General features: G+C 59.1%; 17 protein-coding genes. 2 read left to right on the top strand and 15 right to left on the bottom strand.

Translation table 11 applies throughout. The features are described 5' to 3' along the window. Positions 1–5 precede the first annotated feature (5 nt). The 6 genes from E6W33_RS27025 to E6W33_RS12455 all read right to left on the bottom strand — a co-directional run bounded on the left by E6W33_RS27025 (position 6) and on the right by E6W33_RS12455 (position 5,243). On the bottom strand, positions 6–479 hold the full coding sequence (locus E6W33_RS27025) for an AsnC family transcriptional regulator (RefSeq protein WP_168798628.1): 474 nt from the start codon (positions 477–479) through the stop codon (positions 6–8). A gap of 7 nt (positions 480–486) precedes the next feature. Further along, positions 487–930, bottom strand: coding sequence for an Lrp/AsnC family transcriptional regulator (locus E6W33_RS27020; protein WP_168798627.1), 444 nt, complete (start codon positions 928–930; stop codon positions 487–489). Further along, a complete protein-coding gene (locus E6W33_RS12470; protein ID WP_136417641.1) occupies positions 923–1,933 on the bottom strand; it encodes an Lrp/AsnC family transcriptional regulator in 1,011 nt (336 codons plus the stop codon). Before E6W33_RS12470 ends, E6W33_RS27020 begins: the two co-directional genes overlap by 8 nt. Positions 1,934–1,947: 14 nt before the next feature. After that, positions 1,948–3,114 carry a cytochrome D1 domain-containing protein gene (locus E6W33_RS12465; RefSeq protein WP_136417640.1) on the bottom strand — a complete coding sequence of 389 codons (1,167 nt, stop codon included), beginning with the start codon at positions 3,112–3,114 and terminating at the stop codon, positions 1,948–1,950. A 7-nt stretch (positions 3,115–3,121) separates the two neighbouring features. Further along, positions 3,122–3,562: a cytochrome c gene (locus E6W33_RS27835; RefSeq protein WP_282183695.1), complete on the bottom strand. Its 441-nt coding sequence runs from the start codon at positions 3,560–3,562 to the stop codon at positions 3,122–3,124. Between the two features lie 94 nt (positions 3,563–3,656). Continuing rightward, complete coding sequence (locus tag E6W33_RS12455; RefSeq protein WP_247869636.1) at positions 3,657–5,243, bottom strand: nitrite reductase; 1,587 nt, start codon at positions 5,241–5,243, stop codon at positions 3,657–3,659. Between the two features lie 493 nt (positions 5,244–5,736). Between E6W33_RS12455 and cobA the strand changes: the two genes are divergently transcribed. Then, on the top strand, positions 5,737–6,567 hold the full coding sequence (gene cobA / locus E6W33_RS12450; RefSeq protein ID WP_136417638.1) for a uroporphyrinogen-III C-methyltransferase: 831 nt from the start codon (positions 5,737–5,739) through the stop codon (positions 6,565–6,567). A 12-nt stretch (positions 6,568–6,579) separates the two neighbouring features. On the opposite strand, the gene E6W33_RS12445 is transcribed toward cobA, so the two are convergent. Then, on the bottom strand, positions 6,580–7,272 hold the full coding sequence (locus tag E6W33_RS12445) for an RES family NAD+ phosphorylase (protein WP_136417637.1): 693 nt from the start codon (positions 7,270–7,272) through the stop codon (positions 6,580–6,582). Beyond that, positions 7,263–7,673 carry an MbcA/ParS/Xre antitoxin family protein gene (locus E6W33_RS12440; RefSeq protein WP_136417636.1) on the bottom strand — a complete coding sequence of 137 codons (411 nt, stop codon included), beginning with the start codon at positions 7,671–7,673 and terminating at the stop codon, positions 7,263–7,265. Before E6W33_RS12440 ends, E6W33_RS12445 begins: the two co-directional genes overlap by 10 nt. Before the next feature lie 362 nt (positions 7,674–8,035). Between E6W33_RS12440 and E6W33_RS12435 the strand changes: the two genes are divergently transcribed. Continuing rightward, entirely contained in the window at positions 8,036–9,472 is a 1,437-nt protein-coding gene (locus tag E6W33_RS12435; protein ID WP_136417635.1) for a DEAD/DEAH box helicase, read from the top strand. 29 nt (positions 9,473–9,501) lie between these two features. Here E6W33_RS12435 and gluQRS read toward each other — a convergent pair whose 3' ends face one another. The 7 genes from gluQRS to E6W33_RS12400 all read right to left on the bottom strand — a co-directional run bounded on the left by gluQRS (position 9,502) and on the right by E6W33_RS12400 (position 18,665). Then, complete coding sequence (gluQRS, locus tag E6W33_RS12430) at positions 9,502–10,389, bottom strand: tRNA glutamyl-Q(34) synthetase GluQRS (protein ID WP_136417634.1); 888 nt, start codon at positions 10,387–10,389, stop codon at positions 9,502–9,504. 32 nt (positions 10,390–10,421) lie between these two features. After that, positions 10,422–11,672: an ABC transporter ATP-binding protein gene (locus E6W33_RS12425; RefSeq protein ID WP_136417633.1), complete on the bottom strand. Its 1,251-nt coding sequence runs from the start codon at positions 11,670–11,672 to the stop codon at positions 10,422–10,424. Further along, complete coding sequence (locus E6W33_RS12420) at positions 11,672–12,058, bottom strand: GtrA family protein (RefSeq protein WP_136417632.1); 387 nt, start codon at positions 12,056–12,058, stop codon at positions 11,672–11,674. Before E6W33_RS12420 ends, E6W33_RS12425 begins: the two co-directional genes overlap by 1 nt. A 51-nt stretch (positions 12,059–12,109) precedes the next feature. Further along, positions 12,110–12,844: a class I SAM-dependent methyltransferase gene (locus tag E6W33_RS12415; protein WP_136417631.1), complete on the bottom strand. Its 735-nt coding sequence runs from the start codon at positions 12,842–12,844 to the stop codon at positions 12,110–12,112. Next, a complete protein-coding gene (locus E6W33_RS12410) occupies positions 12,841–13,770 on the bottom strand; it encodes a glycosyltransferase family 2 protein (RefSeq protein ID WP_136417630.1) in 930 nt (309 codons plus the stop codon). The genes E6W33_RS12415 and E6W33_RS12410 overlap by 4 nt, the downstream gene beginning before the upstream one ends. Positions 13,771–13,993: 223 nt before the next feature. Continuing rightward, the gene (locus tag E6W33_RS12405; protein ID WP_136417629.1) at positions 13,994–15,727 is read right to left on the bottom strand and encodes a DUF6311 domain-containing protein; all 1,734 of its coding nucleotides are present in this window, start codon (positions 15,725–15,727) and stop codon (positions 13,994–13,996) included. Positions 15,728–15,746: 19 nt separating this feature from the next. Beyond that, positions 15,747–18,665: a glycosyltransferase gene (locus E6W33_RS12400; protein ID WP_136417628.1), complete on the bottom strand. Its 2,919-nt coding sequence runs from the start codon at positions 18,663–18,665 to the stop codon at positions 15,747–15,749. Positions 18,666–18,670 lie beyond the last annotated feature (5 nt).

Here is an 18,670-nt window from a genome sequence, read left to right as displayed (position 1 = left end):
TTCCTTTATCCGACCAGTCGCAGGCCGGTTTTCTTGAGAATTCGAGTGCTGTACAACACATCATGGGCGCGAACATGGTCGCCCAGCACATCCTTGATCCGGGCAATCTGCGCTTCCACCTCTTCGCGGCTATGCCCATGCACCATTGCGAACAGGTTGTAGGGCCATTGCGGCAGGCGGCGCGGACGACGATAGCAATGGGTAACGAAATCCAGCCTGCCCACGCGCTCGCCGAGTTCATCGACCATCTCGTCGGCCACATCCCAGACCGTCATGCCATTGGCGCGATACCCGATCGCATAATGATTCGGCACCACGCCGATGCGCCGGATCACGCCCGCATCCTGCATGCGGCGCAGGCGCGCCATCACTTCTTCGGCATCAAGATTTAGACGTTCGGCGATGGCATGGTAGGGGCGCGCCACCAGCGGCAGACCTTGCTGGGTGGCGACGATGATCGCGCGGTCGATAGCGTCCATGGCCTTGTCAAACCTTCAGTTTCATCTCAACGAAATACTCGCGCGACTTCGGGAAGTTGAACACGGTGCAGCCGGTGTCCTGTTCGATCCGGTCGATTACGCGATCGATTTCGTCGGGCGTTTCGGTGGCAATCACGAACCACATGTTGAGTTCGTGTGTGCGCGTGTAGTTGTGTGCGATCTGCGGCAAGGCATTGACGCGCTCGGCGATCTGATCGTAGCGATCCTCGGGCGCGTGCAAGGCGGCCAGCGTGAAGGCGCCGCCCATGCGCTCGATCTGGAACAAGGGACCGACTCGCGTCAGGACGCCTCGCTCCAGCAGTTGCGCCAGGCGCTCGATCAGTTCTTCCTCGCCGATACCGATGCCGCGGGCTGCTTCCAGATACGGTCGCTCGCAGATCGGAAGCCCGCCCTGCAACTGGTTGATGATGGCGCGATCGATGTCATCCATGGGCGACCTCGGGCACGGGGACATAATGCGCGCCACGCTGCTTGAAGCGGCGGCAGCTGAACAGGACTTCGTGCGGGTAGGAGGCCAGCCCGCAGCGCTCGCTCAGTGCTGCAACGCTCGCCGCGACTTCGGCGCGATCCTTGCCATGCACCATGCAGAACAGGTTGTAGCGCCACTGCGGCAATTGGCGGACACGCCGATAGCACAAGGTCACGCAGCCGTTCGACGCGATCCCTCGGCCGATGTCGTCGGCGATGTCATCCGGAACATCCCAGACGGCCATGGCATTGGCTGTATAGCCCAGCTCATGATGACGCACGATGACGCCGAAGCGCTTGATCACGCCCCTGTCCAGCCAGCGCGCGATGGTCTCGATCGCCTCTGCTTCCGGCACTCCGAGCTGTTCGAAGGGACGCGCAACCAGCGGCAGGCCATCCTGCAAGGCGGCGATCAATCCTTGCTCCGCTTCGCTCAGAGCCTCGATACCGCGTGAGAGGCCGGGAGCAGAAGCGTATTCACGGCCGCTCGTGCCGCACGCAAGATCGAATCCAAGGTCGATGTGATAGTCCTGCAGCATCGGCAGCACAAGCAGCGTCCCGCAGTCGCAGTGGTCCTCGATCTCCTGCATGACCGCCCGCAGGCGCTCCCGTGAGGGCGCAGTCGCGACGAACCACAGGTTGTAGCGATGCTCGCGTTCGTAGTTGTGATTCACTTCCGGCAGCGCGTTGATATAGGCGGCCACGTCATCTAGCCGCTCGGCCGGCACGGACAATGCCGCCAGCGTGCTGGCGCCAATCGCATTCGGACGGAACACCGCGCCGACACGGCTGATGACGCCGCGGTTCTGCAATCGCTGCAAGCTGCTGATGACCGTGGCTTCATCGGTGTCCAGCATGTCGGCCAGTGCCGAAAACGGGCGCTGCAGGAGCGGAAAGTCGCGCTGGAATGCATTTACCAGGGCAAAGTCCCGCTCGCTCAGCGTGGCGGACTGGGAGAATGGCATGGCGGGCGCGCCTCTCACAGTCCGGTACGCGCGGCGCGCGTGGTGAAGAAAATGCCGCTCGGCGCAGTGGCCGGCAATTCGCTGCGTTTCGCAAACGTTGCGGTATCGTAGATCACGACGCGGTTGTCGTCACGCGCCGAAATCCATACCGATTCGCCTCGTGGCGTGAATTCCATGTGCAGCACCGTCTTGCCTGGCTCCAGTCGTTTGACCACGCTGCGCGTTTCCACGTCGATGACTTCTACGTGGCTGTTGGTGGGGAAGGCGAAATTGACCCATACCTGCCTGCCGTCCGGTCGCGCCATCACAAACACTGGCTGGCCGGAAACAGGAATGCGCGCCGCCTCGCGCCAGGTTTCCATGTCCAGCACCAGCACCTCATGCCGGCCGATTGCAGGAAGATAAGCAAAGCGCCCTGCGACAGCCCAGCCGCGCAGATGCGGCATCTTGTAGACGGGCAGCTTTTCCTCGCCCTTGCCGTAGCCCTCGAGCACGCGGCGCAAGCCTTTTTCTGTATGCCACAGGTCGAGCAGCGTCATGCCATCCTCGCCGAACAAGCCGGCGATGTAATAACGTCCGTCCGGCGTGATCATGCCGTCGTAGGGTTCGCGTCCGGCATTGCGGAACTTTTCGATGTGCGGCGCGCGCGGATCGCTGAAATCGCCCACCCAGATCTCGCCCGCTTCGAACAAACTCCACACGAATTTGTTGCCCGGCGCATCGGCCAGTCCGACCACTTTCGCGCGCTGTCCCTGCGCGCCGTAAGCAGCGGGGATATCGGCCAGCAGTTCGAGCGTTTCGGCGTTGAATACCTTGACGCCACCGGGCGTGTAATTCTGTGCGGCGAGCAGCGTGCCGTCCTGCGAGATCGCGCCGCCGATGCTGTTGCCCGCCTGCACCACGCGCCGTTCGATCACGCCCTTGAGTACGTCGACTTTCGACAGGCCCCCGTCGCGGCCGAATACATAGGCATAGCGACCATCGCGCGAGTACACCAGCGATGCATGCGACAGGTCGCCCAATCCCTGGACCGAGGCGATCGAGACGCGCTTCGTTGTATCGACTACCTGCACGCTGCCGGTGGCGCGTTCAATCACCACGCCAAGGTCGCCGGTGCCGCGCAGGGCAGGGCCGGCGCAGCCGGTCATCAAGCTCAGCGCTATCGCTCCTGCCAAAGCCATTAACGATCTAGCGCTCACCTGGAAATCCTTTCTGTAAATTTGTCACGATCCACTCGGCTTCCTCTTCCGTCAGAAACGGATTCCACGGCGGCATCGGCGTGCCGGGACGGCCTTGCAGAATCGTCGCTGTGAGCGATTCCACCGGTTTGTCGCGCAGCGTTTCAGGCAGCAGGGCAGGGCCAAGGCCGCCCTTGAGCGTCAGGCCGTGGCAGGAGCCGCAGTCCTGGCGCACCATGTTGATGAGCGCGTTGCGTCGTGCGGGATCGGGGGAATAGGAAGCAGCATCCGCTGCGGGGGAAGTGTTGAAGAGGCTTGATGCCGATGCGAACAGCAGGATGTTCGCCAACAGGTGCAGGCGGCGCGGCGGATCGTGCATCTTCCGCGCGACCGATCGCTTCGTGTTGCATGCATTCGCGGAGGTGCGATTGGTGCGTTTGGTGCGCTTCATGTCGCTGTTCGCTCTGCCGTCTTCAGGATCATTATTCGGAGAAGCCGAATCGCGGGGTGCGATGCTGCAGCACCCCGCGGATTCATGACCTCAATCAGTACACATCATGCTGCGTGTTGTTGACGTTGAACTTGCCGGTCGGCGTGATCAGGCGCGGATCCTTGATCACGGTCTTCAGCTTGCGCGTCTTGTCGTCCACGACCACCACTGCCGAGACCTTGTCCTTGGCATTCCACACCGAGAACCACACTTCGTCACCGGCCTTGTTGTACTCCGGCTGCACCACGCGCTTCGCGCCTTCGCCGAGGTTGGCCCATTCCGCGATCGGCAGCACTTCAAAGCCCTTGTCGAGGTTGTTGATGTCATACACCGCGACCGACTGGCTGACCTTGGCATCGGGATTGAGCGGCGTATCCACCCACAGGTTCTTCGACTTCGGATGCGTCTTGATGAACAGCGATCCGCCGCCCTGACCCTTGATGCTGGCGACCACCTTCCATGCCTGCGCCTTGTGCTTCACCGGATCGGTGCCGATCAGCGAAATCGTTTCGTCGCCGAGGTGGCTGGTTGCCCAGACCGGGCCGAACTTCGGATGAGTGAAGTTGGCGCCGCGTCCCGGATGCGGCGTCTTGCCCACATCGACCAGCGCAGCCAGCTTGTCTTCCTTGGTGTCGACCACCGCGATTTTGTTCGATGCATTGGCAGCCACCATGAAGTAGCGGCCGGTCGAATCGAAGCCGCCGTCATGCAGGAACTTGGCGGCATCCAGCGTGGTGATCTTCAGGTTGTTCAGATCCTGGTAGTTCACCAGCATGATCTTGCCGGTTTCCTTGGCGTTGATCACGAATTCGGGCTTGTAGTGCGAGGCCACGATGGATGCGACGCGCGGTTCCGGATGGTATTCGTTATCGACCGTCATGCCGCGCGTGGACACGATCTTCAGCGGCTTGAGCGATTCGCCTTCCATCATCACGAACTGCGGCGGCCAGTACGAACCTGCGACCGCGAACTTGTCTTCGTAGCCCTTGTACTTCGAGGTTTCGACCGAGCGTGCTTCGAGGCCGATCTTGATCTCGGCGACGTTATCTGGTTTTTCCATCCACAAGTCGATCAGGTTGATGCGCGCATCGCGACCGATCACATACAGGTAACGTCCCGAGGCGGAGATGCGCGAGATGTGCACCGCATAACCGGTCTTGACGATGTTGATGATCTTCTTGGTGTCGCCATCGATCAGTGCCACTTCGCCGGAGTCGCGCAGCGTGGTGGAGAAGATGTTCGCGATGTTGTAGCTGTTCATCTTCTTGGTCGGCCGCTTGGCGACCGGGATGTATTCCTTCCACGTCGCCTGCATTTCCTTCAGTCCGAATTCCGGCGGGGTCGGCGGTTCCTGCTGAACATAGCGCGCCATCAGGTCGACCTGTTTCTCGGTCAGATCACCGGATGTCTGCCAGTTCGGCATGCCTGCCGGCGAGCCATAGGCGATGAACACTTTCAGGTAATCGGTGCCCTTGGCCAGCGTGATGTCCGGGGTCAGCGGCTTGCCTGTCGCGCCCTTGCGCAGCACGCCATGGCAGCCAGCGCAGCGCTCGAAATAAATTTGCTTGGCCTGCTCGAACTCCGCCTTGGTCATGGGCGGTGCTTTCGGGTTGATATTCTGGTGCATCTCTTCGGCAGCCATCGGCGAACCGCCTGCCTGATACTTCAGCTCCGCACCTTCATGGGGCTGCTTTTCTTGCGCGTGAACCACCCCGACTGCCAGTGGCAGTGCTGCCAGCAATGCCGCGAGTGGACGAATGATCGGCTTCATTTCTACTCCTCAAAAAAGGGATGATGAGAACTGCGATTACTTCGACAAAAACCGGGCACGGTGCGGACTAGTCCAGGATTCAGGTTAGCCACCGTTTTTCAAGATGGGCCTAGGTTGCGCCGATGGAATTCAGATTTCCTTAACTCACATCAAATTTTTTCAGGGTGTTGCAAGCTAGTGTCCTGAGTTAGAAGTTCGTTGAACAATAATACTGACGCGTTGGGCGTCAGACAAGGCGCAAATCGGACCAAAGCCGGCTGCCTTGTGCGTATTGGCAACGAAGGATGGCGCGCATTTCATCGGTTTTATTCAACGAATTTCAAATTCAGGACACTAGTTTGTAGTCACTTGGAGAAACTCATTCATGAGCACGCGGCCTACTACTCTGCAGCGCCTTGATTCCGTCGGTGAACGGCGGTGTCCAGGCATTGTCTATCTCGTCGGTGCCGGTCCAGGCGATCCGGAGTTGCTGACCCTGCGCGCCGCGCGTCTCCTGACGCAGGCGGATACCGTTGTCTACGATCATCTGGTCGGCGACGGCATACTCGGATTGATACGCAAGGACGCCGACCTGATCTACGTCGGCAAGGAGAAGAGCTGTCACACGCTGCCGCAAGGCGAGATCAATGCGTTGATCGTGCGGCTCGCGCGCCAGGGCAAGCAAGTGGTGCGCTTGAAGGGCGGGGACCCATTCATTTTCGGACGTGGCGGCGAAGAGGCCGAAGTGCTTGCCGATGAAGGCATTCCCTTCGAAATCGTGCCGGGCGTGACTGCCGCCAGCGGCGTGTCATCCTATGCCGGTATTCCGCTTACCCATCGAGACTACGCGCAGTCCTGCGTGTTCGCCACCGGTCACCTGAAAGACGAGAGTCTCGATCTCGACTGGGTGAACCTCGCCCATCCGCGTCAGACGGTGGTGATCTACATGGGGCTCGGAACGCTGCCTGAAATCTGCCGTCAGCTCATTGCACACGGACGTGCGGCCAATGTTCCGGCGGCAGTGGTCGAACAAGGCACGACGGACAAGCAGCGCGTGGTGACTGGCACGCTGACAACCTTGCCGCAACTGGCCGCGGAAAAGAAGATGAAGTCGCCCTGCCTGATCATCATCGGTGAAGTCGTCGCCTTGCAGGAGAAGTTGCAGTGGTTCCATCCGGATGCGACGGCGTCGCTCAGGCATGCAGCGATCGCATAAGTGGCATAAGGACTACATCACCTTTTCGTACACGTCGGAGAATTTCTCACCATTCCACTGGTAGAGCATCTGACTGGCGTGCCGGCAGTTCGACACCGCCGTGGTCCGGAAGACCGCCACGCATTCGCTGCCTTCGCGGCGCACGCTGCGATAGCTCAGTCCCGGTGAACCCCGCATTCTGAGCTGACGTCCCACCGTCTGTGCGGCCGCATACGAGTCCGGATGGTAGACCGGGTCATTGGCGTCAAGTGCGCGCAAGTCATGCAGCCGGGCCGACACTTCCACATGGTAGACCCGCATCTGCAACTGGATCGCCGCTTCCTTTGTCGCCGCGAGAAACCTGGCCTGGTGATAGCGTGTTTCGGCAATCGCCGCCTCCTTGTCGCGTGCGGCATAAAACACGCCGTAGCTGCCGTCGCTGAAACGGCTTCCGGAAGGATTCAAGTGGGTGAAGGCCGCCATGATCGGGCCGCTGCCGGGGCCGTACAGACGCTCTGTCTTCGGCACCAGTTCAATCTCGCCGATCTCGTCGCGAATCCGATCATTGGTCATCGCCTCCAGCGCATACAGCGCATCGAAATCCTCGGGCGAGGCAACGCGATCGAACAGATTGATCGATGGGAAGCGCGAGGGCACGATGCGAAAGGCGGGATGCCAATCGACCTGCGCCAGCGCAAAATTCGCAGCCGGATCGCTCACGCCCATCCGCCGCGCATCGCGTCGAGGTACTGACGCACCACATACAAATCGGCGACGTTGCCGGACAACATGCGATCGAGAGCGCTCTTGCCGCCGAACGGCGGCGCGGTATTTGGCTTCCTGATCCAGCTGTCGGCCGCTTTCTCCTCCGGCAGCAGGATTTGCAAGGCCTTGTAGATGCCGAGAATGTAGGAAATCCGCTCCAGCGTGTCGCGTCCCAGGTGCGCGGCCTCCGGCGCTTTTTTCCATTTGTAGAACGTGGAGCGCGGCGGACTTCCCAGCAAGGTGAGCTGTTCGTCGAGGTCGAGCTGCCACAGCCGGGCAATATTGCCGAAAGCGCGCACCGCAGCGGCGGATATCGCTTCCGGACTGATCTTGCTGGCTGGCGTTTCGATGCGGATGCCCATGGAGGCCGAGAAATTGCTGTTGGTTTTCCTGCACTCACTTTAGTCCCAAAATGGACTTTATTCAAGAAAATATCCAAATCGGGATAAAACTTGCCCGGATTTTGTAGTGAATTGACCCGCTCAAGTCAAGGAATCGCTCCTGTCACACGCATCGGCATGCAATTTTTCGCACCCTTGCTGGTCAGAGCAAGACCGTTCGTACGTCGTGTTGCATGCCGCATAGCCTCTTGTCAAGCCGCAAAGCCACGGTGCGAGCATGCGCAGGCGTATAATGAAGGGTTGTTTTTCCGAAGCGGCGTTTCCGGGCCTGTGTCCGTCGCCGCGCTTGATTCACGGCCTCGTGCAGGTCCACCGAAATTACTATGTCAGACACCCTGTTAGCACCCTCGCAAATTTCCGCGCCTGCGGTCCGCTTTGAAGACTTCGGACTCTCGCCCGATATATTGCGCGCGCTCGCCGACCAAGGTTATGTTCACCCGACGCCGATCCAGGCCGAGGCGATTCCCATCGTGCTGCAAGGCCGCGATGTCATGGGCGCCGCGCAGACCGGTACCGGCAAGACGGCCGGATTTTCCTTGCCGATCATTCAGTTGCTGCTCGCGAATGCCAGCACCAGTGCATCGCCTGCGCGCCATCCGGTGCGCGCGCTGATCCTGACGCCCACACGCGAGTTGGCCGATCAGGTCGCGGACAACGTGAAGGCCTATTCGCGCCACACGCCGCTGCGCTCCACCGTCGTCTTCGGTGGCGTTGACATGGCTCCGCAAACTGCCGCGCTGCGCGCCGGCGTCGAAATCGTGATCGCCACGCCGGGCCGCCTGCTCGACCATGTGCAGCAAAAAACGCTGAACCTGTCGCAGACCCAGATCCTGGTGATGGATGAGGCCGACCGCATGCTCGACATGGGCTTCCTGCCCGACCTGCAACGCATCATCAACCTGCTGCCGAAACAGCGTCAGAGCCTGATGTTCTCGGCAACCTTCTCGCCGGAGATCAAGAAGCTCGCCAACAGCTTCCTGAAGGACCCGATCACCATCGAAGTCGCGCGCAGCAATGCCACCGCCGACAACGTCACCCAGGTGCTCTACAAGGTCGAGGAAGAAGCCAAGCGCGATGCCATCGCACACATCATCCGCGAGCGCAACCTGAAGCAGGTGATCGTGTTTTCCAACACCAAGATCGGTGCATCGCGCCTGTCGCGCCATCTGGAAAAGGAAGGCATCAAGGCATCCGCGATTCACGGCGACAAGACGCAGGGCGAACGCATGGCCGCGCTCGAAGCCTTCAAGCAAGGCTCCATCGAAGTACTGGTCGCCACCGACGTCGCCGCGCGCGGCCTCGATATTGCCGAATTGCCTTGCGTGATCAACTTCGACCTGCCGTACAACGCGGAAGACTATGTGCACCGCATCGGCCGCACCGGTCGCGCCGGTGCATCGGGCGACGCGATCTCGCTGTTCACCGACAAGGACGCGCGCTCGCTGGCGGATATCGAAAAGCTGATCAAGCACCACATCTCGCGCCTGGAACTGTCCGGCTTCGTGCCGGCACGTTCCGCAGAACGCCGTCCGCGCCATGAAGATGCCGAGGAGCGCGCACCGTCAAGCAGCCGTGGGTCGTCGCAATACAGCCGTGGCTCTTATGGGCCGCGCAAGGAAAAGATCGACCCGTGGTTCCTGAAGCCGTATGAACCCGCCGCACCTGCTCCGGAAGCGGAAAATCGCGACGCGCAAGGCGCGCCGGTGAAGCCGCAAAAGACCAAAGTGGCCGCACTGCTGGGCGGAACGCCCAAGCGCTGAATTCCGCTAAGTTCTGCAGCAAGCGCGTTTTACCTCGTCGCAAACCGCGCCGACCACGCCGCGATTGCCTGCTGCCAGAACCCGTTGACGCTATCTGCCTGATCGACGGGCAACTGCAGGAAGCGCGCAGCGGCGATCAGCTCATCCAGAGGCCGCGCGACATCCAGCGCCCGTGCCCCGGTCTGTTTCGACAGCTTCTCTCCCGCAGCGTTCGTCACCACCGGCACATGCAGGTAAGACGGCGTCGGCACCCCGAGCAAGCGCTGGAGATAAATCTGGCGCGGCGTCGAATCCAGCAAGTCCGCACCACGCACGACGTGCGTCACGCCCTGGGCGGCATCGTCCACCACCACCGCCAATTGGTACGCCCAGAAGCCATCGGCACGCTTGAGCACGAAGTCGCCGACTTCGCTCGCCAGATTCTGCGTCACGCTGCCCACCCAGCGATCCTCAAATCGTATGCATGCCTCGGCGCCATCCGGCACGCGCAAGCGAAAAGCCCGCGCCGTTCTCCCGGGAGCAAGGCCATTGCGGCAAGTCCCCGGATAGACCGCCGCACCGTCGCTCGCGATACCGATGCGTGAATCCGCGATTTCACGCCGGGTGCAGCCGCAGGGATAAACATGATCGCCCAAGCGGTCGAAGGCAGCCTGGTACAAATCCTTGCGCCGGCTTTGCCATACCACCTCGCCATCCCATTGCATGCCGAATCCGCGCAGGCACTCCAGGATAGCCTCCGCGGCACCGGGAACAGTGCGCCCTTCATCGATGTCTTCGATGCGCACCAGCCATTGTCCCCCATGCACGCGCGCATCCAGATAGCTGGCAATGGCCGCGACCAGCGATCCTTTGTGCAAGGGGCCGGTCGGGGAGGGGGCGAAGCGACCGATGTAGTGAGCGGAATAGGCGGTTGCCATGCTTGCCGAGGATGGAAAGCGACCTCAGTCGGTCACTGCTCTTGTAACAGCGGCTGCATTTGCTTGCGCTCAATCTTCACAATCGGGTCCAGCCATGCGCATCCGACGAAGATTTCGCGGCTGAGATTCATTACCGTAAAGACCAGGGCCAGATCGCGCCACTCATAATTGTTGACCAGATGGGTCTCAGTACTGGAAATTGCCGTGGTGACCGAGTAGCTGCCTGGCCCAAGGTTCATCGGAAACGCAAAGCGGAAGGTCACTTCCTCGCCGGCTTCCACATCCTCCAGGGGCAGGCTCTTGACCGAGGTATTGGTGCCATACATCGACTGCCCGAGACGGTCCTTGATCATGTAACCCAGCACCAACCGTGAGATCGGCGCATGTATCGCCACCCTGATCTGCAGCGTGACCGCCGTGCCGACGTCAACCGCTTCCACGCGCTCATCCATTTCGTTCAGCAGCGCGACATCGACAACCGTGGCTTCGCCACTGCCGGAAACGGTCTGGACCTTGCCGAACGTCAGTTTTTCCTGGCGCACCGTCTGGTTTTCACGTTCTGCCAGCATCGCATTGTAGAAATCCATGATCTCGTCGGGTGCGCCTTCCTTTGTCAGCCGCCCGCTGTCAAGCAGGATGGCCCGGTCGCAGACCGACTGGATCGCCGCCTTGTCATGGGAAACGATCAGCAAGGTTGTGCCACTCTGGCGTAAGCTGCGGATACGGTCGAAACTCTTGTGCTGGAAATAGGCATCGCCCACGGACAGCGCTTCATCCACAATCAGAATGTCCGGCCGCTTGGCCGTGGCAACGCTAAAGGCGAGGCGCATCTGCATTCCGCTGGAGTACACGCGCACCGGCTGATCGATGTAATCGCCGATTTCGGCAAAGGCCTCGATCTGCGGCATCAGCGAGAAAATCTCTTCGGATGTCAACCCGATCAATTGGCCAGACATGTAGATGTTTTCGCGGCCCGTAAAGTCGGCGTGAAAGCCCATGCCAAGCTCCAGCATCGCTGCTACGCGGCCGCTGATTGCTACGCTGCCGGTGGTTGGTTGTGTTGTACCCGTGATCAGTTTCAGCAAGGTGCTTTTGCCGGCGCCGTTGATGCCGATGATGCCAACCGCCTCACCGCGCGCCACCCGGAAATTGATGTCCTTGAGCACCCACTTCAGCTCGTGCCGTGGCTTGCCGGACAGACTGAGCCATTCCTTCAGGCGCGCCCAGTGATTTGAATACTGTTTGTAGGCTTTGCCCAGATTGGTAACGGTTATGGTGCCCATTAAGGCCTGTCCATTCTTGGAATTTTGAAAACGTAATACTTGTTCATCGCATATGCGGATAAGACATAAACAACGCCAGCCACAATCTGGCTTGCGCCTTCATGCAGGCCGAGCTGATGTATGAGGATGAGCAGCGCGACGAAATTCAGTCCATAGGCAATGGCGAATACGACTAGAAAGCGCATGAATTCCGCGCGCCGGCTCTGCTTGCTGTTGAAGGTATATGTCCTGTTTAATACATAAGAAACAACCAGGCCCACCGCATAGCCTGCGACATTGCTTGCCTCCGGCGAGAGCCCCAGCAAATACATGCAGCCGAAGATGACGCCGTATCCGACCATGGAATTGGCAACGCCGACGATGATATAGCGAAAGAATTGACCCATGCCGTGTACTGAAAGAATGCGTCGCAGGGCGACCTGAATGCCTCGGGAGGCTTACTCGCCTAGATAGTTGCGGCAACGTTCGATTATGGGATTGCGGCAAGCATAGAACTGGTACAGCGATATCGATCTCACCAGCCCGAAACAACTGCAATCGACATGATCAAAAAAGAACTCGAGTACATTCTTGATCTCTCGCGCCTTGTTCACATGCTCATGCTTCATCAACTGTCCGTAGTCCAGTCCATACTTGAGCTTGAATTCCAGTCCTGTCGTCAGCTTCCAGCCCAGCGTCCAGAGAACCGTTCCTTCGCTCGGGATGGCTGCGCGCAGTGTGCCATCCGGCTTCAGCAGCAAAGCGGCGCGGGCAATCACTTCCGGCAGGTTCAGGATATGCTCGAAGGTGGCGACCGAGGTGATCCGGTCATACTTCTGCTCGGCAGGCACTTCCGCGATATCGGAATAAACCGAACGAATCCGTCGCAGCAAAGGCGAACCTGCATACAGATCCTTGAAAGGTTCGATGATGTCGTAGGGGCCGGCCTCGGGCTCATGCTGCAACTGATTCAGCGTGCCGGCGCCGATTTCCAGTGTGGACAGCTTTGCGGGCGGCCGGTTGGCAAGGTCCATGGCCACTTTCCTGTGCATCCATGCCTCCAGTCTCTGGGACAAGGACGCGGCTGTGGTGCCGCCTTCACGATTGGACTTGTAATGCGCACCGTAGATCTCTTCGATTTCCTTCGGCAGGTAGGGCCGCGTCTTCGGAAATTCGCTGAACACTTCTTTCATGTCTCGTTCTTTTTCGATGGTTTGATGAGATAGGCAGGCCGTCCTTTCACCTCGTCATAAAGACGGGCGATGTAATGACCGATGATTCCCAGGCTGATGAGAATCGCGCCGCCAATGACAATGACAAGCAGATTCACAGTCGTAAATCCGTCGATGGCCTTGCCTTCGAATTTTCTTATCAGACTCAGGATGCCTATGACGCCGCCAAAGGCCAGTGTCACCATGCCGAGCAGCGACACAAGTTTCAGTGGCAGGCTGGAAAAGCTGGTGATGTTGTTGATCGCGTATCGCAAGAGCTTCAGCTTGCTCCACTGCGTCGTGCCACCGGCGCGCTCGGGCACGGAGAAGGGGATCTGCGCGCTTGGATACCGGGCCCAGCTGATCAGGCCGCGGAAAAAGCGTTGGCGTTCCGGGAACGCGAGATAAGTATCCACGACCACCCGGTCGAGCAATTTGAAGTCGGAATGGCCTTTCAGGTCGAGATCGGCGAAACGATGGAACAGGGCATAGAACGCATGGGCGAACAGGCCGTCGCGAATCGTTTCGTTGCCGCGGTCGATCTTGACGGCCTCAACCACGGAAAGGCCCTTCCGCCAATACTCCGCCATTTGGGGAATCAACTCCGGCGGATGTTGGAGATCGCCGTCCAGCACGATCACGGCCTCTCCCTTGGCATCAGCGAGGCCAGCGTGTATTGCTGCCTCCTTGCCGAAGTTTCGGGTGAACGAAATGAAACGGATGCGCGCATCCATCGCAGCAGCTTTGGCGATTTCCATGGCGCTGCGATCCCGCGAACCGTCGTCAACCGCAATGAGTTCCAGTTCGTACCAGTCGTCACCTGCAGCACTGAGGATCGCTGCAAGATTGTCGAGAATGATCGCTTCCTCGTTATAGACGGGAACGACCAAGCTTATTAAGTGCCCCACGGTGCGTGCATCCTATTCTTTGGGAGGTGAATGTTTGAATAAACCTGGCGGAGCGATTTCCTGCCACGTCAAGCGGCGACAAATCCGTCATTTACAAAAGCGTGTTGTATGTCGCTCCGGCAATTGCGCAATCTCAACGAATTTTGCCCGTCCGTTAGCATGAGTTTATTGCAATTGTCCGGGGAATGTTAAATTTCACGCAAGAGGAAAATTGTGACCGTTTCTATTTTTCCTTGCTTGCCGTCATGTCAGGAACTTCCTCCATTCCCAAGCCGCTTGTCTTCCAGTAGTCCTGCGGCAGATGAGGCTGACAGAGAACAGCGTTGTTCCATTTGACGCAATTGCCTGCTTGTAATGCCGTCGTGAAGCCGGTGGGCAGCGCAGCCGGGTTCTGCAACGAGTCGACCGACATTACATAGAGATGCCGATCCTGGAAGGCGGCTTCGAACTCCTGCTTGTTCTTTGCGCAGTCCACATTCGGCCGGGCAATATAACCGGTATCAAGCAACTTCCCATAGTGCGCCGCGACACGCTGGAAGAACCAGTAAATCTCGGTATCGTTCGTGGTCTGGCATCCGAACGCCGGGTAGATATGTATCTTCTCCACGTTGCTCGCGACACTCGCCCATGGTGCCACATCGTTGCTGCCCGGACGGGCGGCGTTGTTGGCCAGTCGATTCTGCAACGGTTGCCCGTCAATCCACTGGAGCGGCAAGGCGATCGCGACGATGGCCAATCCTCGCCAGGATGGTTTCCTGAGCAGCGCTGTCAGCATCCCGAAGAGAATCATGTATCCGACGACCCAGAAGAAGCGCCCGCTCACGCGAAAGGTTCCCGTCAGGCCATCGAGGAATGACGGCAGTGCATAAGACAGAAGCTTGAATGGTCCGACGTACACCCGGTTGGAAAGAGCGTAGAAAACGAACAGCGCCAGGGTGGTTGTCAGCGCGGGATAACGCTTGAACTGCCCCTTGATTGCGTCCCACTGGGTCGCAATCAGGAAAAACAGCATCAGGAGGGCGCCGACCCCGAAGTAGTTAAAGCCTTCGCCCTGGCTGCCGCTACCGTCAAAAGGGCACCAGTAAAAGCCGCCGAGATCGCTGGCGCAAAACGGCGCGAACGCATTCATGGAAAAGACGCCAAAGCCCGAAGTTTGGGTGCGCTTGCCGAAATAGCCTAGCACGAAACCAATCGCGCAAATAACCGCGACGGATGCCAGCAGCCGCGGCACCTGCTTCTTCCAGCCTTCGCCGGCCATCGCCTGATCCGCGAGAAATGCGATAAACAGCGCGTAGCAAAATGCCAGGAAATAGGGATGGACGACCAGGCCGATGACATTAATGAGGATGAACGCAATTGTGGTGCGATTTGCGGACCAGCGGCCTTGCCGGCCAAGAAAATAGAACGCCAGACTGAAGAGAATGATGCCGTGGGTCATCAACGCTATGTGTGCGGCCCCCCGGAACAAAAGCGGCGGCCAGGTAATCGCAAATAATACGGCAGACACGACAGCCATGAGATTTCGCGCTCCCAATGCCCGGATCAGGAAGGCTGCCGCAATTGCCTGGGTAAGGAAGGCGAAAGCCTGCCACAGCCCGATATAGTGAAATCCCGGCGGCAGCCAGCGTGCAAACAATTTGAAGAAAAGTGCCGCGAGCGGAATGCTGTCGGTGAATGCAACGCTGACGCCATCCGGATGATTCAGGCGTTCAGTGTGCAGCAATGGAAAGTGCCAGCTGTCCCGAACATAGAACAGCCATCCGGCGACGTGCTGGGACGCGTCGCCTTCCTCGAAAAATTTACCATGGCCGGCGAGCGAGCTCAGCGGGTAGATATGCCACACAAAAACGACGGCAATCAGCGTCGCCAGTCCGTAGGTCAGTGCCGGCGAAAGATCCTTCCACAAAAGCGCTGACAGGCGATTGAAAGCAGGTGTTGCAGGATTCAGTCTTTGCAAAGCCGATCTCCGTAGGGGTTCATGATTGTGAGGCGCCCGGATTCACGGGCGCAAGCGGAGAGCTTGCCGTAGTGATGGGGGTATTTTCCGTGAGTGCGTGCGCTAACTGCCGCACATTTTCTTCCCATGCACGCCACCGCAGTCCGGAAGAGGAGGGGGCTTCTCCGGCGTCATGCAGGCGCATCCACTCCTTGATGGCGGACGCAAGATCGCCGGCGCTCAGGCCTTGGAAGTAATAGGCATTTCGCTGCGCAACTTCGCGGAATACCGGAAGGTCGCGCACAATGATCGGCAGGTTGTGGCGTGCTGCCTCGATCAGCGGCAAACCGAAACCTTCGCCTTCACTGGCGAAAATCAGGCAGGTGCAGGTAGCGTAGATCTTTTGCAGATATTCATCGCTCACCTCATGCAGCCAGAACAAGCGTTTGCCGAGTTCCGGATGATGCTCTAGGCGGTCAACGATTTCCGGAATGCTTTTTCGCTGGCTGTCCGGCAGCGCAGTCCAGCCCGCCTTGCCAACAACCACCAGTTTCACCTGTTCGCCGCCGAGCCATAATTGCTCGAACGCCGCCAATGTCTGGAGATGGCCCTTGCGCGGTTCAATCGTGCCGACCGTCAGGAAGCTAGGCATTGCTGCGATCTGCGCGAGAACCTCGCCGGCGTCTTCAGGAATTCCGCACGAAGGAAAGGAAGCCGCAATGTCGGCGCCATGGTGGATGACCGCGAACTTGAGACGGCCCAAATCCGCGTGACCGTGCTGCCTCAACCACAGGCTGGTTTCATCGGCAACGGCCTGAGATATGCAAATCAATCTGTCTGCATTTTCCGCAACCGCGTCGAGCCACCGGGCATGCAATTGGTCCGCATGCTCCGGGAAAAACTCCGGCCGCAGGACAGGCAGGATATCGTGGACCAGAAAGCTCACTTCCACGCCGAGTGCGCGCCAGTCGGCATACAGGCCGCTCTTCGCAGCCTCGACGACCGCATCGGGGCAAAAATCGGGGCTGTAGAACACATCCGATGCAGCCACGTCCACTGGGGCGTCCTCCAGTGCCGCCGACACGATGGCAAGCAGTTTTTTCGTGTAGGTGCGCGCATACCGGTAGTGCCACTTCCCGCCTTCGTCGCTGAGATATACCGGCTCCACCCGGAAACCAGGTGGCGGATTGTTCAGCAATGCGGAAAGCTGTGCCCGTACGACGCGCTCGATTCCTGTCTGCAGATCGTTGCGGGCGATGTTTGAGACATCAACCAGCAACTGACGCAAGGTTGGCACGTGCCGTGGCGCATCCGGGAGGGGCTGGAACGCCGCGTGCGGACCTGTGGCGCTGTAGAAAACCTCGATCGCCTTCGCATAGAGCTCGGCACAATGGCTGGGATCATGCCTGGTTCGAATGAGCTCCCTTGCCGCGGCTCCCAATTCCGTTCGTCTCGCCCTGTCTTGCCGTAACGTCTCCAGCGCGGCAACAAGGTCCGCATCGTCAAATACGTCTGGCAATCGCCACACTGCATCTGCGGGCAGTTCCGCCATCGATCCGCTGGCATTGAGGACGGTGGGCAGGCCGTAGTTCATACAGTGCAGGACCGAGCCTGATGTTTCTCCGCGCGATACCCCCCTTAACTGCACGGCGCCATCCGCTGCCTGTAGATACTGCTTGTACACTGCGTCGTCGGTCCAGCCGGTGATCCGTATTCTGTTCTGGCATCCGCTATTGCGAATGCGCTCCGCAATCTGTTCGCCGTATTCACCCGGATGATTTGCGCCAACAAAGACAAGACGGCAGCTCGGGTCATGGTGCAAACTCGATGCCAACCATGCGTCAAGCAGACGGTGGCTCAATTTTACCGGGTCGATGTACCCGAAGCTGCACAGCAGGAAGTCCTGCTCGCCAATGCCAAGCGACTGTCGTGCGCCGGACCGGTCGATCGTTGTCGCAGGCACGCGCAAATGCGGGATGACCGCCCAATCGTCGGCCGCATGCTCGCCATACCATTGACGCGCCAGCTGGCGGGAGTGCTCGGAATGCACGATGATGCCGCGCGCATTCTCCAGCACTTCCAGATTGCTGGGATAGATATTCCTGGCGTATTCCAAACCCTTGGTGCTGAAACTTTCCTTCACTGCCATATAGCCATGCGAGTGATACAGCGCACGCGTCCATATACCGGGCATCGCTCCCGTACTTTCTTCGTAAGCCAGGACGCTGCTGAGGAAGAAATCGTGCAGGACAACGGTGCCAGGATGCCGCCGCAACATCTCGAACATATGCGAGTGATAGGGACTATTCCCGAACTGGTAAAGTACGCGCGCATAATCGGATGCATGGTGTTCGAACCATGCAACGCTGCGTACCGGGCAGTAACTGTCCACCCATGCATCGGAAATGCTTGGCTGGGCGACGATCACGTCTATGTCGTAATAGCGTGCAAGCTCAGGCAGGAGTTCCGCGCTGTAGTCACTGATGCCGCTGCGTTCCGAAGGGAGGGGAGACACGTATGCCAGACGCGGCCGCCGATTGGCCGGCGAGCTGAAGACCTTTTCCTGATCAATGCGTTTCTGGAAGCTCAGCAGTTCGGAATGGACGTGCTCGACGAAAGCCTTCTCGACCACCGGGGTGACCGTGGTTTCAAGTCTTTCGAGTCGTACGAGACGTTCGATCGCGGTCCGTTCAAGAGCATCCAGGCGTTGCTGCGATTGAATCGCGATTTCCCGTGATACGCTGGCAGCGGCTTCGAGCGCATCAAGACGTTCCCGAACCGAGATCGCAATACCTTCAAGCGCATCGATGCGTTTCTGCGACGAGTGCGCAACCGTTATCAACCAGGCAAGACGCTCCTCATGGGCGTCGGCTCGTTGATACAAGCGATTGATATGAAGGATGTTGGATACAAGGCGTTTGAGCCGGCCAGTGAACGAGCTGTTGTCGGTTTTTTTCATGGCGG

The organism is Herbaspirillum sp. ST 5-3 (assembly GCF_004804275.1).
In the GTDB taxonomy this organism is placed as follows: domain Bacteria; phylum Pseudomonadota; class Gammaproteobacteria; order Burkholderiales; family Burkholderiaceae_D; genus Noviherbaspirillum.
This window is presented reverse-complemented; position numbering and strand designations above follow the sequence as displayed.

Bases quoted from the DNA above. Each gene is read 5' to 3' on its own strand.
- E6W33_RS27025 (WP_168798628.1), bottom strand. From the start codon at position 479: ATGGACGCTATCGACCGCGCGATCATCGTCGCCACCCAGCAAGGTCTG.
- E6W33_RS27020 (WP_168798627.1), bottom strand. From the start codon at position 930: ATGGATGACATCGATCGCGCCATCATCAACCAGTTGCAGGGCGGGCTT.
- E6W33_RS12470 (WP_136417641.1), bottom strand. From the start codon at position 1,933: ATGCCATTCTCCCAGTCCGCCACGCTGAGCGAGCGGGACTTTGCCCTG.
- E6W33_RS12465 (WP_136417640.1), bottom strand. From the start codon at position 3,114: ATGGCTTTGGCAGGAGCGATAGCGCTGAGCTTGATGACCGGCTGCGCC.
- E6W33_RS27835 (WP_282183695.1), bottom strand. From the start codon at position 3,562: ATGAAGCGCACCAAACGCACCAATCGCACCTCCGCGAATGCATGCAAC.
- E6W33_RS12455 (WP_247869636.1), bottom strand. From the start codon at position 5,243: ATGGCTGCCGAAGAGATGCACCAGAATATCAACCCGAAAGCACCGCCC.
- cobA (WP_136417638.1), top strand. From the start codon at position 5,737: ATGAGCACGCGGCCTACTACTCTGCAGCGCCTTGATTCCGTCGGTGAA.
- E6W33_RS12445 (WP_136417637.1), bottom strand. From the start codon at position 7,272: ATGGGCGTGAGCGATCCGGCTGCGAATTTTGCGCTGGCGCAGGTCGAT.
- E6W33_RS12440 (WP_136417636.1), bottom strand. From the start codon at position 7,673: ATGGGCATCCGCATCGAAACGCCAGCCAGCAAGATCAGTCCGGAAGCG.
- E6W33_RS12435 (WP_136417635.1), top strand. From the start codon at position 8,036: ATGTCAGACACCCTGTTAGCACCCTCGCAAATTTCCGCGCCTGCGGTC.
- gluQRS (WP_136417634.1), bottom strand. From the start codon at position 10,389: ATGGCAACCGCCTATTCCGCTCACTACATCGGTCGCTTCGCCCCCTCC.
- E6W33_RS12425 (WP_136417633.1), bottom strand. From the start codon at position 11,672: ATGGGCACCATAACCGTTACCAATCTGGGCAAAGCCTACAAACAGTAT.
- E6W33_RS12420 (WP_136417632.1), bottom strand. From the start codon at position 12,058: ATGGGTCAATTCTTTCGCTATATCATCGTCGGCGTTGCCAATTCCATG.
- E6W33_RS12415 (WP_136417631.1), bottom strand. From the start codon at position 12,844: ATGAAAGAAGTGTTCAGCGAATTTCCGAAGACGCGGCCCTACCTGCCG.
- E6W33_RS12400 (WP_136417628.1), bottom strand. From the start codon at position 18,665: ATGAAAAAAACCGACAACAGCTCGTTCACTGGCCGGCTCAAACGCCTT.